The sequence below is a fragment of the Escherichia sp. KTE114 genome, from assembly GCF_000407765.1.
GTDB lineage: Bacteria > Pseudomonadota > Gammaproteobacteria > Enterobacterales > Enterobacteriaceae > Escherichia > Escherichia ruysiae.
Genome location: NZ_KE136626.1, coordinates 3,879,719 through 3,893,496 on the forward strand (window position 1 = coordinate 3,879,719; position 13,778 = coordinate 3,893,496).

Genomic DNA, 13,778 nt, shown 5'->3' on the forward strand with positions numbered 1-13,778 from the left:
ATGCTATGAATCTTCACTGCCGTTTTTAATTTCTTACTGACCGACACTTCCTGTCAGATTTTCGTTATTCGCTTAACAACTTCTCAATGCCTTTGCGGAACTTCGCCCCTTCTTTCAGGTTGCGCAGCCCATATTTTACAAACGCCTGCATATAGCCCATTTTCTTACCACAGTCGTAACTGTCACCAGTCATCAGCATTGCGTCAACGGACTGTTTTTTCGCCAGTTCAGCAATGGCATCTGTGAGCTGAATTCGCCCCCATGCACCAGGCTGAGTGCGCTCCAGTTCAGGCCAAATATCGGCAGAAAGCACATAACGGCCTACGGCCATAATGTCTGAATCCAGCGTCTGCGGCTGATCGGGTTTTTCGATAAATTCAACAATGCGGCTGACTTTACCTTCGCGATCCAGCGGATCTTTAGTCTGGATGACGGAGTATTCAGAGAGGTCTCCCGGCATACGTTTTGCCAATACCTGACTGCGACCAGTTTCATTGAAGCGCGCAATCATTGCTGCAAGGTTGTAACGCAACGGATCGGCGCTGGCATCATCAATAACCACATCGGGCAGCACGACGACAAATGGATTATCACCAATAGCCGGTCGGGCACACAAAATAGAGTGGCCTAAACCTAATGGTTCACCCTGACGCACGTTCATAATGGTCACGCCCGGCGGGCAGATGGACTGTACTTCTGCCAGCAGCTGTCGCTTCACGCGCAGCTCAAGGAGGGATTCTAATTCATAAGAGGTGTCGAAGTGGTTTTCGACCGCGTTTTTGGACGCATGAGTTACCAGGAGGATTTCTTTGATTCCTGCAGCCACAATCTCGTCAACAATGTACTGAATCATTGGCTTATCGACGATGGGTAGCATCTCTTTAGGAATCGCCTTAGTTGCAGGCAACATATGCATCCCAAGACCCGCTACAGGAATAACTGCTTTTAAATTCGTCATTATTTCATCCACCGGCTTTGTTGAATAAATAAGATTTCGTGCGAACGACCCTGTAGCTGGCTGGATTTTCAGGCAATACGCACGCTTTCTGGCATCCCAGCCTTTGTCATCCTGTTCAACGCACGCACCATGGCCATAGCTTCCGCTACCTGACCATCGTAGTCACGCAGCGTCAGTGAATCTCCCAACAACTGCTTCATTCTGTACATTGCCGTTTCCGCTATCGAGCGACGGTTATATTCCGTTGTCCATTTCCACCGTGCATTGCTTCCGCTCAGCCGCTGATTAGCAACGGCACGGTTGCGGTCTGCGTACTCACCGGGCCAGTAACCTGCTCCTTTTCGGGGAGGAATAAGCGCGCTGATTTTTTTGCGGCGCAGTTCATCGTGACAGAGCCGGGTATCGTAAGCCCCGTCTGCCGCGGCTGCCCTGATTTTTCTGTGAGTCTGCCGGATAAGGCCCGGGAAGGCTTCTGAGTCCGTGACGTTATTCAGCGACAGGTCTGCACAGACAACTTCATGTGTGTTGCTGTCAACAGCAAGATGCAACTTTCGCCAGATACGACGGCGCTCTTTGCCGTGCTTTCTGACTTTCCATTCGCCTTCACCAAAGACCTTCAGCCCGGTGGAATCAATCACCAGGTGTGCGATTTCACCCCGGGTGGACGTTTTGAAACTGACATTAACCGACTTTGCCCGCTTACTGACACTGGTGTAATCCGGGCAGCGCAACGGAACGTTCATCAGGGCAAAAATGGAATCAATAAAACCCTGCGCAGCCCGCAGGGTCAGCCGGAATACGCGTTTAATCACCAGAACGGTGGTGATGGCGAGATCAGAATAGCGCTGGGGCCTTCCTCGTGATGAAGGCGTTGCCGACTCATACCAGGCCTGAATCGCTTCATCATCCAGCCAGAAAGTGAGGGAGCCACGGTTGATGAGAGCTTTGTTGTAGGTGGACCAGTTGGTGATTCTGAACTTTTGCTTTGCCACGGAATGGTCTGTGTTGTCGGGAGGATGCGTGATCTGATCCTTCAACTCAGCAAAAGTTCGATTTATTCAACAAAGCCTCATCCACCTGTAAAATGGTTGCTGAATTATAGCTTGTTCGATTTTTTTCGCCAGCATCAATTACCCTGAATTGATTACTGATTTCCTTCCGATGTTACGCCGCTTTGTCCAGGATTGCAGTAGCGTTATTCTTAAGTATGGTGCCATTTTTCCAGGAATGGTCGCAAATCTATCGTTCCAGTTTCGGTAGCCTGAAGTTTATCTTTTCCACATTAACGACATGGTGATTAATCCTGTCGATATCGACAGAGCTTTGTCCTTTTTCATTCACCGCATGAACATTTACCAGTGACAGTAGCGTCTCGTTCTTTGCCATAAATGTCCCACGGACATCCTTACGCAAGTCGAAGTTCATGGTCAATGCCGGGCCAACCGAAGATTCTTGCATTACATTGATATTACGCATAAAAAGGTGCTGCGGCTTGTTGTGTAGCTCCAGAGAAGCACGTTTCATCGCAATATTGGTCAGCGCAACAAAGGAGATAGCATTCCCTGCGGAGATTTGGATTCCACGCAATTTCCAGGCAAGGTCAGTATTATCAAGATGAATATTATTCAGTCTGAAGTTTTGCGGTATGGAGAGATAACTGCCTTTAATGACGCCGTAGCCGATTAACATCCCGGCACTATTAACCATTTCTATATTGTCAATAACAAAGTTATCACATCCATATATCGCTACAGTGGCGTTATCAATACCGGCTTTCTTGCTGAAATCAGGCGTAATATTACGCGCTTTGATATTACGGATAATGAAATGTTTACCATTTTCAACATGAATCAGCTGTCGACAATCCGATCCTGTAATATTCGCCACAACAAAGTTTTTCACCGCCTGGTCTTCCGGGTAGTTATTATCGTAGGTACTTCCCGCAAGGCCTATGCCGATACCCCAGTTGATTTTGCCATTAGTACAGTTGATGCGTTCTATTACGTGGTCGGAAATTAAAATATCGCGGTCGTTGATTGCCACGTTCCATTCGATGGCGTCGCCCTGTAAGTCGCTGAACTTACAATTGGTGATGTTGGCACCGATAATCTGGTTGTGAAATCCCTGGCGTAATATGGCGTAATTAGCGTGGCTCACGGTCAGGTTATCGATGGTCAGGTTGCGCATAACCCGTTTGTTTTTGCCGCCGATATAAATCTGCGTTACCGGGCCAAAGCCGCTCATCGCCAGCCCTTTGATGGTGCAGTCAGAACCGCGCACATCCAGGGTGATGTTATGCATACTGCCGCCCTCCTCCCCTGTCACCTGGCTGCCGTCCTGTAAGACAAATCGCCCTCTGCCGTTGCCGCGCAGGCTTCCAAGGATGTGTAACGTTTTACCGGGAGGGATAAAGATGCCGGTGTTGATATTGTCACAAACGAATCCAGCAGGCACGACGACCGTTTGCCCTTCGCTGAAGGCTTGTTTAAATGAGGCGATCCAGTCGTGCGGATTGTAGTCGTTGATGTTAACGCTTTGTCGGGCGGGAAGTGCACGGGCGAAAGGGGTATGGAGGAAAGCAAGCGCGGAGCTTGCCGTCAGGAAGGTGCGTCGGGAGATTGTTTTAAATGACATGCGTTCTCCTCTATAAAGCTTGCAGCAAGCTGGCGAGTTCTCGGTTAATCACCTGCTGGTTAAAATCGTGTTCGACTTTTTCGCGCGCGCGTTTGACGACCGGAGCCAGTTCGTCTGTATCCAGTTGGCTAAACGCCGCCAGCCGTTGCGCCAGTGCATAGGCGTCGTTTTCCGGGACCAGCCAGCCAGATTTATCTGCCTCCACCAGTTCTGGTATTCCGCTATGCAAAGTGGAAACGACCGGAATGCCGACCGCCATCGCTTCCATTAGCGCCACCGGAATACCTTCCATATCGCCATCCGCACCCGTTACCGATGGCAACAGGAAGACATCCGCTTCGTCGAGCATCGCTTTTACTTCGTGGCTCGGTTTAAAGCCCGGCATCTCCACCACATCTTCCAGTTGATACTGTTCGATGAGCGTACGCAGGCGCCGCTCCCACGGGCCGATGCCGAGGATGCGATAGCGAAATGCCACACCCTGCTCTTTGAGCTGACGGCAAGATTCGATCGCCACATGCAGGCCCTTTTTCTCAGTTAAACGTGCAACGGAAATAATCTCCAGCGGTGTTCCAGGCGCTTTAACCGGACGAGGGCTAAAGCGCGTCATGTCCACGCCCATGCGCGATACAGCGATTTTTTCCATCGGACAGCCCATCTTTTGCAATCTCCCTGCCCACAGATCGCTTATTGGCAACATCAGGTCGCCACGGCGAAACAGTTGTTGATATTCCGGGGTGTAATGGTTGAGCACTTCCCGACTGGAAATATCAATACCGTGGAAGATAGTGGCAATTTTGCCGCGAATGACACCTAGTTCACGCAATTTTGCTGCGGTTACCCCCGCAGGGCCAAAGTGAGCGATAAAGACATCGGCATGAAGCGGTGTTACGACCTGGCCGCAAATGGCAGACAAAATCAGGTTCCGCGACTCGGCACCATAGCGTTTGAGGTTGAGCGCCTGCCAGGTATTTTTACGATGAATGCCGCGTAAGGTCTGGCTGGCGCGGTGGCGCAGTTTCGCCACTTTGCCCGTAGGTTCGTCCTGTAACCAGCGGGTTCTGGCAGCAAGGTTGTATTTCGTCCATGCCGCGTGGGTATTTTGTGTGTCGCCTTTTTGCAGCGCGACAATCTCCACCTCAAATCCCATATCAATAAACGCGGTAATTTGATTGAGGACGAAGGTTTCCGACGACAACGGAAATTTCAGTAAAAAGAAGCCGACCTTCATTTTGCCTCCCCGATGCGTTCAAGCACAGATTTCACCATCTGCATTCCCGTCTGACGTTCGCGACTGACGGCTTCGTTAAGTCGCGTGTTCAGCGCCGGAAGTAGGCCTAAGGTATCCGCAACCATCGCTTGCAGGCTGCCGTCTAATAAATGACGGATATCAATTGCCATCTCTGGCAGTCCCAGCTGTTGCATGATCCCAGCGGATTTATGTTCATAGTTGATGGCAATCGCCGGAGTGGCAAAGTTCATCGAGATAATGGCAGAGTGCAGGCGCGTACCGACGGTGAGTTCACAGGCCCCCAGAATTTTGCCCATTTCCAGATCGTTGAGTTCATCCATCACTACGTGATAACGGGCAGGATCGCTGATGTGCTGACGCAAGTTGAGCGCCACCATGCGGTCGTCTTTGTTATAGCTGTCGATGCCCGTACAGGTGGAGAGCGCAATCACCTGATAGCCTTCGTCGAGAATGCGATTGACCACCCCGGCAAAGGCTTTTTCATACGCTTGTTGAGTGGTGCCGAGACGTTTGTCGAACGGTGCCAGTTCGCGCAGAGTAATTGCCACGGTTTTGCGTTGTGCGGCAACATTCAGCCAGTGTTGAACGGCATAGCTGGCGGTGAAATTTTCGGTGTGATGATCGACCAGCCAGGCGGTATCGACGCCATGTTCGACTTTTGCGGTGGTGATATTGCTGCGTTTCATCAGATCAAGGCTGACCGATTCGCGCAGGATCAGCGCGTCGCAGTGACCAAAGACATAGTTCGCCAGTTGGTTAAATTGCTCATCCTGGAAGGGACCGACGCTGTGACCAATCATAAACAGCGGCTTTTTCGCCATAAACGTGCAAAGCGCGTGTTCAAACTGCGGCACACCGTAGAGATCGACAAAAAACGATCCGCCGACCTGGATAATGGCATCGTAACCTGACAGCAGGCGCACGAAGTCGGTGAATCCCTGGGCGATGGCGATATTGCGCAGCTTGCCAGTGTCGGTGACGCGTGAGAGCAATACCTGGTGTTGATAGCGGCGACGGAGGACTTTTTTAACGCGCCCGACAACGCCCGCTGCGCTGTTGTGTTGTTTCATTTGCAGGAATAGCGGATCGCCCATCACCGGGCGATTAAGCAGCCAGGAAGAACTGACCGGATAGCGACTCATGACGTCCACTTCGGCTTGTGGATTGAGGATGTTGATGGCATCAAGTAAGCCGCGCAGGATGGCGCTGTCGCCGCGATTGCCGCAAGTATGGTTGCCAAGAATAAGTAATTTCATTTTTTCCTCATAAATTTGATGCCAGGTGAGGTTATGTTGTTGTTTTTATTGCCGGAGCCTAAAACAACCATTCACCCCGCCCGTAGAAGCATTTTCATTTTTTCGCTGCGACAAAACTGGCGTTTCACTTCCACCACCAGCGGATGGCGCGACAACACAATCATCACCACAAACGCCAGTACGCCTGCGGTAATTTGCACCGCCAGCAACGTCGCCAGCGCCAGTTGCCCTTTCAGCAGCACGCCCATCGCATAACTAACCACCAGCGTCGGCAGCGAGAGATAAAACGGTAGCCACAAGCTCAGGATGTACTGGCGATAACTGGAACCGAGCACCGGTTTAATCATCACGAAGTAACTGAGAATAGTGTTGATAATCTGCACCAGCAGGAAACCAAGCGTGACGCCGATTGCGCCCGCCATCTGCCCACCGATAACAATCGCCGGAATAAACAGAAAGGTTTTGAATACGTTGAATTTAAAGCTGATATCGACTCGCGCTTTCGCCATCAGCAGCGAGCCAATAGGGTTACCCACCGAACGCAGCAGCCCCACCACACACAGCAATTGCAGCACCGGAATAATGCTGTTCCACTTCTCGCCAAAGACCAGTGGTACAAAGTTATTCGACACCACCATCAGCCCGAGCAGCGCCGGGAAGTTGATAATCCCCACCACCGACAGCAGCTTGTAGAAGTTAACGCGCAGCTTTTCGGTGTCGTCCTGAATTTTGGCAAACGCCGGAAACAGCACGCGGGTGATGATCGGGTTCAGCTTCATCGGCGGCACAACGGCCACGTTATAGGCCAGGTTGTAGCCCCCAGCCACGCCCGCGCCGAGAATACGCGCCAGCACCAGCGTTGAAAGGTTGGTATTGAGATAGTTGATGATGCTGTCCGCCGTCAGCCAGGCACCAAAGCGTAAGTTCGGTGCCACCGACGCCAGCGAGAAATGCAGACCGGGGCGATAAATTTTGCGGCCAAAGTAGCCAAACAGCAGCGTTCTCACCGCACTATTGACCAGATAACCGAGGATCGCAGTCATCGCCAGCGGCCAGAAATGGGCGCTAACCACCGTAAAAGTAAAGCCCGCCAGCACCGCGCTGGTTTCGATCATGCCGATTTTGTTGAACTCCAGCTCCTTCTGCATCAACGCGCGGAACTGCTGCCCGTGGGGGATCACCACAAACGCCAGCGACAATGTTTTAATCAACGGTGCCAGATCCGGGTTATTCAGCACGTCACCGATGAGATCACTCAACAAAAACACCGCCACGCACACCACAATCCCCAGCCCGACGTTCAGCCAGTACAGCGTAGTGAGTTCAAGGTGGCTGATTTCTTTTCGCTGAATAATCGAGTTAGCGATACCGAAGTCAGAAAGCGTATCTGCCAGCGCGATGATCACCAGCGACACGGTAAGCAGGCCGAACTGGTGGTTGTCGATAATCCGCGCCAGCACGGTCATCTGCACCAGCCCGAGGCCGATGATGATCACCGTGGCAATCGCCGACCACTTCGCGCCGCTGATGGTTTTTTCACGTAAGCTCATATCAATATGCCGCTTTGTTAACGAAGCCTTTGAATACCGTCAGGAAAACGATTTTGATATCGAACCAGACGCTCCATTCGCGGATGTACTCAAGGTCGAACTCGACGCGTTTTTCCATTTTCTCCAGCGTGTCGGTTTCGCCGCGCCAGCCATTAATCTGCGCCCAACCGGTAATGCCCGGTTTCACTTTATGGCGCAGCATGTAGCCTTCAATAAGCTGGCGATACTGCTCGTTATGCGCCACTGCGTGCGGACGCGGACCAACAATCGACATCCCGCCGGTCAGCACATTGATAAACTGCGGCAATTCATCCAGTGAGGTGCGGCGCAGAAAGTTCCCCACTTTGGTGACGCGCGGATCGTTCTGCGTCGCCTGGGTCACCACGTTGTCGTTCTCCATCACTTTCATGGAGCGAAACTTCCACACTTTGATCGGCTTGCCGTCCATGCCGTAGCGAGTCTGGCGGAAAATAACCGGCCCCGGTGAACTGAGTTTCACCGCCAGCGCAATGCAGCACAGCACCGGGGAGATCAGCAGCAGGATCAGCGTTGCCAGCACAATATCTTCCGCACGTTTAATCAGGCGGTTAATCCCGGAAAGCGGCGTGTCATACAGCGGCACCACCGGCACACCGTTCATATCTTCAATGCGCGAATGGAGAATGTTGAAGGTAAAGACGTCGGGGATCAGCAGCACCGAACAGGTGGTGTCCGCCAGTTGATGAACCAGTTTTTTCACTCGCGCGCCGTCGCACATCTGCATCGCGATATAGACGTTATGAATCTTGCCCGCTTTCGCATCTTCGACCAACTGTTGCAGGTTACCCGCCCAGTCGTTAGAAACGCCGCCCGGTTTCGGGTCATGGTATACGCCCACCACTTCAAACCCTAACCACGGTTGATTACGGAAGCTCTCCATCAGCATTTGCCCGGCAGCTAAATCCCCCGCCACCGCGACCATGCGCTTGTTATAGCCATGATTACGCAGCCAGCCCGCCCCAATGCGAATACACGAACGGCAAACCACCAGTCCGATGCTGGTCAGCCCATACCACGCCAGCCAGATTTTCAGTTGCGTGTCGAAATCATTGTTGAACGCCACCAGTCCGGCGCTGAAAATCACGCTTAAGGTCCAGTTTTGTAGCAACAGGGCAAATTCTGTCGCTGCCCGAACACCGCGCCATGAGCGATAAAAATCGGTGATGCCGCCCAGCATCTGGAACACCACCAGCGTAATCAGCGCCACCAACAGGTGCATGTAGAAGAATGACAGTCCGCTCACTTCGCAAACCAGCCATAGTCCGGCAAACATGATGGTGATATCTGAAAAGCGTTGCACCATAGAGATTAACGATGCATTGGTTTTCGCTCGCTCGCGCTTTTTTAGATTTGTCATCGTTGTTCCTGTTCTATTGTCGCCTCACCCCGGCCCTCTCCCCAAAGGGGCGAGGGGGAGAAGAAAGTTCCGTGCTCTCTTCTCTCCGCAGGCAGTAGAGCGTCAGGGTGAGGGGGAAAGTAATGACATTACTCGTTCAGCAACGTCAGCAAAGTTCGCGTTCGCGCTTCCATCAGCGGCACATCACCGCGCGATTCCACATTCAACCGCACCACCGGTTCGGTGTTGGAGGAGCGCAGGTTAAAGCGCCAGTCGGCAAAGGTCATGCTGATGCCGTCAGTGCGATCCACCGCCAGCGCCTCGCGGCTAAAGTGCTGTTCGACGCGGTTAATCGCCTCAACGGGCTGCGCCAGCTTGCTGTTGATCTCACCGCTTGCCGGGAACGCCACCATCCGGTCGCGCACCAGTTCGCCCAGCGATTTTCCTTTCAGGCATACCAGTTCGGCTACCAGCAGCCACGGGATCATGCCGCTGTCGCAGTAGGCGAAATCACGGAAGTAATGATGCGCGCTCATTTCGCCGCCGTAGATGGCGTCTTCCTTGCGCATACGTTCTTTAATAAAGGCGTGTCCGGTTTTCGACATCACCGGCGTACCGCCTGCGGCAGTCACCACATCGATGGTGTTCCAGGAAAGACGCGGATCGTGAATGATCTTCGCGCCGGGATTTTTTTCGAGGAACGCTTCTGCCAGCAGGCCGACGATGTAGTAGCCCTCGATAAACTGCCCTTTTTCGTCAAACAGAAAACAGCGGTCAAAATCGCCATCAAAAGCAATGCCCATATCCGCGCCGTGTTTGATGACTGCATTACGGGTGTCGTCGCGGCATTCCGGCAGTAGTGGGTTAGGAATACCGTTGGGGAAATTGCCGTCCGGCGTGTTGTGCACTTTGATTAATTCCACAGGCGCACCGAGAGCTTTAAAGCGGGCTTCAATAGCGTCCACCACCGGCCCCGCCGCGCCGTTCCCGGAGTTGATCACCAGTTTGAGCGGCGTGAGGTTTTTGACATTGATATAACCGAACAGGTGATCAACGTAAGCGTCACGCAGATTGATTTGCTGATAGCGACCGCGTTTGGTTTCATCAACGGGAGGAAAGTCGTTGGCTTCAGCCAGACGCTGGACGTCGCGCAGTCCGGTATCACCGCTGATCGGGCGAGCCCCTTCGCGCACCAGCTTCATGCCGTTGTAATCCATCGGGTTATGGCTGGCGGTAACTTCAATGCCGCCATCCACGCCGAGATGGAACGTGGCGAAATAGATCTCTTCGGTGCCGGACATGCCGATATCCAGCACATCGACGCCCGCATCCTGTAAACCTTTTGCCAGCGCCAGTTTTAAGGTTTCGCTGGTGAGACGGACATCACCGCCTAAAACAATGGTTTTCGGTTTAAGGAATTCGCCATAGGCGCGGCCAATGCGCCAGGCAATATCTTCATTCAGTTCTTCGCCTAATTTTCCGCGAATATCATAGGCTTTAAAGCAGGTTAATTTTTTCATGTCGTTACCCTTTTTCAGGCAATAGTTGACCCTGACCGAAGCGGCCAATTTTGTTTTTGTCGTTATTTACCGGAGAATTAATCCGGTTGATCATTCAACTGCTACACCCGTCCGTAGCGATCCGCGAAGCGCACCACATCATCCTCTTCGAGATAAGAGCCGGAGCGCACTTCAATTAAATCGAGCGGAATTTTCCCCGGGTTTTCCAGGCAATGCGTCGCCCCCAGCGGAATATAAATGGACTCGTTTTCACCAAGCAGTTTGATATCACCGTCAATAGTGACTTTTGCCGTTCCCGCCACCACTACCCAGTGTTCCGCGCGGTGATGGTGCATCTGTACCGACAAGCCCTCACCTGGTTTCACGGTAATGCGTTTCACCTGGTAGCGGTCGCCTGCGTCGATAGAGTCATATTTGCCCCACGGGCGATACACTTCGCGATGTACCCGATGCTCATGGCGACCATCGGCTTTGATCTGCTCGACCACTTTTTTCACATCCTGCACCGCGTTACGGTCGGCAATCAGCACCGCATCTTTGGTCTGCACTACCACCAGATCTTTCACCCCGACGGTGGTGACCAGGCCAGATTCGGCATACACGTAGCTGTTTTCAGTTTTGTGATTAATCACATCGCCGTGGCAAACGTTGCCCTCGGCGGTGTGGGCGCTGATCTCCCATAATGATGACCAGGAACCGACATCGCTCCAGCCCGCATCCATCGGCACCACAACGGCATCTGCCGTGCGTTCCATGACCGCATAATCCACCGACTCTTCCGGGCAGGCGAGAAACGCTTCTTCATCCACACGAATAAAATCGAGATCCGGATCGATGGCGCTCATCGCTTTTTCACAGGCGTCGAGAATATCCGGGCGATATTTTTTCAGTTCTTCGAGATAGCGTCCGGCGCGGAACAGGAACATACCGCTGTTCCAGTAATATTCGCCGCTTGCCACGTAGGCCTGGGCGGTTTCCAGATTCGGTTTTTCGACAAATTGCGCCACTTCAAAAGCCACCGTATCCTGCTCGCCCGCAGACACTTCACCACGACGAATATAGCCATATCCGGTTTCAGGTAGATCCGGCACAATGCCGAAGGTCACCAGCTTGCCTGCTTCGGCATACGGCATGGCGTTACGTACGGCGGCGCGGAACGCGTCTTCATCGGCAATCACATGATCCGCCGCCAGCACCAGCATTAGCGGATCGCTCTCAGGGCTATGACGTGTTGCTGCCAGCGCCGCCAGCGCAATGGCAGGGGCAGTGTTACGCCCTGCCGGTTCGAGAATAATGTTCTCGGTAAGTTTGTTCAGTTGACGCAGCTGTTCCGCAACAATAAAACGGTGCTGCTCATTGCAAATCACCACCGGGCTTTCGCACTCCACGCCGTTCAGGCGGCAGATGGTGGTTTGCAGCATGGTGAGATCGCCTTTCAGGCATAAAAACTGCTTGGGGTAAAGTACGCGGGAAAGCGGCCATAAGCGGCTACCGGAGCCACCTGCCATCACAACTGGATAGAGTTTCGACTGCGCCATAATTATCCCCGAATATCATTTATAAATTGACGTAACACGTTCTCTTTATCGAGCGAGCGTTCGGCATATTCACGTGCCACCGTGTTGTGTCTGGGCAGCAGGAGCGCCTGGCAAATCCCCGCCACCAGCGCCTCAACCGATTCCGGTTCTACGCAAACCGCAATTCCTGGGAAGGTTTCGCAGAGTTGCCCCAGCTCAGTGTGGGCTTCTGCGGTAATCACCGCGTTACCGCCTACCGCCAGAATATTGGTCAGCTTCGACGGCAATACCGCATCTGCTGCGCCACGTTTTTGCACTACCAGATGGCAATCGCCCATCTTCAGCAGCGCGGGTAAAGCGTCATATGATTGCAGCGGGAAAAATTGCATGTTGCGCAGTCCACGCTGCTGCGCCATTTTTTCCAGCCGCGCTTTGCCGCCGCCCTGCCCGACAATGGCAAAAATCAGCGGTTCATCGCGCAGGCGATCGGCGGCTTCAATAACGTTTTCCAGCCCCTGCTTTTCACCAATATTGCCGGAGTAAAGAATGATTTTTTTGTTATCCGGCAGGCCAAGCTGGTTACGAAGAGCGTCAACATCAGCCTCTGCAACATGCTGAAAACGGGCAATTTCCGACCAGTTGGGGAAGAAGATGACGTTTTCCGCCGCCACGCCTTTTTCAACGGCTTTATTCATCATTGAGCGCGAAATGGTGGAGACGTTATCGACGTTATGCAGTCCGCTACGTTCGAACGCCGTCGCCAGCTGTGCCACTTTGCCTTTTCCGGCAAGACCCAGCCCCAGCATGGCGTCCACTTCGTAATCCTGAATATGCAGCACCGTGCGCGCGCCAGAGAGTTTCGCCAGCAGGCGCATTCCCGGCGTGCAAAACAGCGTTGGCACCACGCCGATAATGCGATCCGGCTTCCAGCGACGTTGCGCCATCAGCGGGAAAAAACTGCTGACGGCAAAACTGCCGAGATGCAACAGGCGTTTCAGGGTGCTCGGCTGTTTTGGCACGTACAGCGGGCAGCGCCACACCGTGGCGGCCCCCTCTTCCCGTTTGTACCGCCAGGCGGAATAGTTCTCGCCCACCTGCCACTGCGGGTAGTAAGGCGGTGCGGTAATGACCCGCACCTCATGACCTTGTGCCGCAAGCCATTCCACCATCTCTCCGGTATATTTGCCGATACCGGTTAACTCCGGCGAGTAGTTAATGCCGTAGACCAGTATTTTCATAATCCGGGTACTCCGGCACGCTTCTCAGCGAGAAAATAGGCGCGGCTGTTAGCGTGAACATTGTCACTGGCGAGCAGCGCGTCCGGCGTCAGCCAGCGGTAATCGTCATGCTGCTCATCCGGCAGTAACAGCTCTTCTTCCGCGACTCTGAAGCGAAAACCGAGCACCACATAGTGAGTGGTGAAATCCGTGCCGGAGAAGTTATCGTCATAAAAGTGCTGCCAGACGCCGTAAAACTGGCCTGCTGTTATCGGCAGACGCAGCCCCAGTTCCGCCAGCGTCAGCCGCTCAAATGCGGCTTCCAGCGTTTCGTCCTTCTGCACGCGCCCTCCCGGCACAAACCAGTAACCCTGCGCCGGGCGGTTGGTTCTTTTGCCAAGCAGAAACTCGCCGCGACTGTTCTCGACGATGAAGTCGAGAGAGACAAGCGGAGTGGAGCGCACTACCGTGGCAAAGTCTTCCTGACGTAAAAACATCA

At 53.1% G+C, this 13,778-nt stretch carries 11 protein-coding genes; all 11 read right to left on the minus strand.

Annotated features, from left to right (window positions below; translation table 11 throughout):
• Positions 1 to 64: 64 nt before the first annotated feature.
• Positions 65 to 958: a UTP--glucose-1-phosphate uridylyltransferase GalF gene (gene galF, locus WC5_RS02710; protein ID WP_000183030.1), complete on the minus strand. Its 894-nt coding sequence runs from the start codon at positions 956 to 958 to the stop codon at positions 65 to 67.
• A gap of 68 nt (positions 959 to 1,026) precedes the next feature.
• On the minus strand, positions 1,027 to 1,995 hold the full coding sequence (locus WC5_RS02705) for an IS5 family transposase (RefSeq protein ID WP_000654811.1): 969 nt from the start codon (positions 1,993 to 1,995) through the stop codon (positions 1,027 to 1,029).
• Positions 1,996 to 2,197: 202 nt separating this feature from the next.
• The gene (gene wcaM, locus WC5_RS02700) at positions 2,198 to 3,592 is read right to left on the minus strand and encodes a colanic acid biosynthesis protein WcaM (RefSeq protein WP_000008754.1); all 1,395 of its coding nucleotides are present in this window, start codon (positions 3,590 to 3,592) and stop codon (positions 2,198 to 2,200) included.
• 10 nt (positions 3,593 to 3,602) lie between these two features.
• Complete coding sequence (gene wcaL / locus WC5_RS02695) at positions 3,603 to 4,823, minus strand: colanic acid biosynthesis glycosyltransferase WcaL (RefSeq protein WP_000862690.1); 1,221 nt, start codon at positions 4,821 to 4,823, stop codon at positions 3,603 to 3,605.
• On the minus strand, positions 4,820 to 6,100 hold the full coding sequence (wcaK, locus tag WC5_RS02690; protein WP_000770870.1) for a colanic acid biosynthesis pyruvyl transferase WcaK: 1,281 nt from the start codon (positions 6,098 to 6,100) through the stop codon (positions 4,820 to 4,822). Before wcaK ends, wcaL begins: the two co-directional genes overlap by 4 nt.
• A gap of 71 nt (positions 6,101 to 6,171) precedes the next feature.
• On the minus strand, positions 6,172 to 7,650 hold the full coding sequence (gene wzxC, locus WC5_RS02685; protein ID WP_000058438.1) for a colanic acid undecaprenyl disphosphate flippase WzxC: 1,479 nt from the start codon (positions 7,648 to 7,650) through the stop codon (positions 6,172 to 6,174).
• Between the two features lies 1 nt (position 7,651).
• Positions 7,652 to 9,046, minus strand: a complete 1,395-nt coding sequence (gene wcaJ / locus WC5_RS02680) for an undecaprenyl-phosphate glucose phosphotransferase (RefSeq protein WP_000183097.1) — start codon at positions 9,044 to 9,046, stop codon at positions 7,652 to 7,654.
• 128 nt (positions 9,047 to 9,174) lie between these two features.
• Positions 9,175 to 10,545, minus strand: coding sequence for a colanic acid biosynthesis phosphomannomutase CpsG (gene cpsG, locus WC5_RS02675; protein WP_010351872.1), 1,371 nt, complete (start codon positions 10,543 to 10,545; stop codon positions 9,175 to 9,177).
• Positions 10,546 to 10,646: 101 nt separating this feature from the next.
• Complete coding sequence (gene cpsB / locus WC5_RS02670) at positions 10,647 to 12,083, minus strand: mannose-1-phosphate guanyltransferase (RefSeq protein WP_000079307.1); 1,437 nt, start codon at positions 12,081 to 12,083, stop codon at positions 10,647 to 10,649.
• A 2-nt stretch (positions 12,084 to 12,085) separates the two neighbouring features.
• On the minus strand, positions 12,086 to 13,300 hold the full coding sequence (wcaI, locus tag WC5_RS02665; RefSeq protein WP_016231802.1) for a colanic acid biosynthesis fucosyltransferase WcaI: 1,215 nt from the start codon (positions 13,298 to 13,300) through the stop codon (positions 12,086 to 12,088).
• Complete coding sequence (gene gmm, locus WC5_RS02660) at positions 13,297 to 13,776, minus strand: GDP-mannose mannosyl hydrolase (protein ID WP_024192246.1); 480 nt, start codon at positions 13,774 to 13,776, stop codon at positions 13,297 to 13,299. Before gmm ends, wcaI begins: the two co-directional genes overlap by 4 nt.
• Between the last annotated feature and the right edge of the window lie 2 nt (positions 13,777 to 13,778).

What these genes read in the sequence shown, in the direction of transcription:
- galF (WP_000183030.1), bottom strand. Translation starts at nt 958, where the DNA reads ATGACGAATTTAAAAGCAGTTATTCCTGTAGCGGGTCTTGGGATGCAT.
- wcaM (WP_000008754.1), bottom strand. Translation starts at nt 3,592, where the DNA reads ATGTCATTTAAAACAATCTCCCGACGCACCTTCCTGACGGCAAGCTCC.
- wcaL (WP_000862690.1), bottom strand. Translation starts at nt 4,823, where the DNA reads ATGAAGGTCGGCTTCTTTTTACTGAAATTTCCGTTGTCGTCGGAAACC.
- wcaK (WP_000770870.1), bottom strand. Translation starts at nt 6,100, where the DNA reads ATGAAATTACTTATTCTTGGCAACCATACTTGCGGCAATCGCGGCGAC.
- wzxC (WP_000058438.1), bottom strand. Translation starts at nt 7,650, where the DNA reads ATGAGCTTACGTGAAAAAACCATCAGCGGCGCGAAGTGGTCGGCGATT.
- wcaJ (WP_000183097.1), bottom strand. Translation starts at nt 9,046, where the DNA reads ATGACAAATCTAAAAAAGCGCGAGCGAGCGAAAACCAATGCATCGTTA.
- cpsG (WP_010351872.1), bottom strand. Translation starts at nt 10,545, where the DNA reads ATGAAAAAATTAACCTGCTTTAAAGCCTATGATATTCGCGGAAAATTA.
- cpsB (WP_000079307.1), bottom strand. Translation starts at nt 12,083, where the DNA reads ATGGCGCAGTCGAAACTCTATCCAGTTGTGATGGCAGGTGGCTCCGGT.
- wcaI (WP_016231802.1), bottom strand. Translation starts at nt 13,300, where the DNA reads ATGAAAATACTGGTCTACGGCATTAACTACTCGCCGGAGTTAACCGGT.
- gmm (WP_024192246.1), bottom strand. Translation starts at nt 13,776, where the DNA reads ATGTTTTTACGTCAGGAAGACTTTGCCACGGTAGTGCGCTCCACTCCG.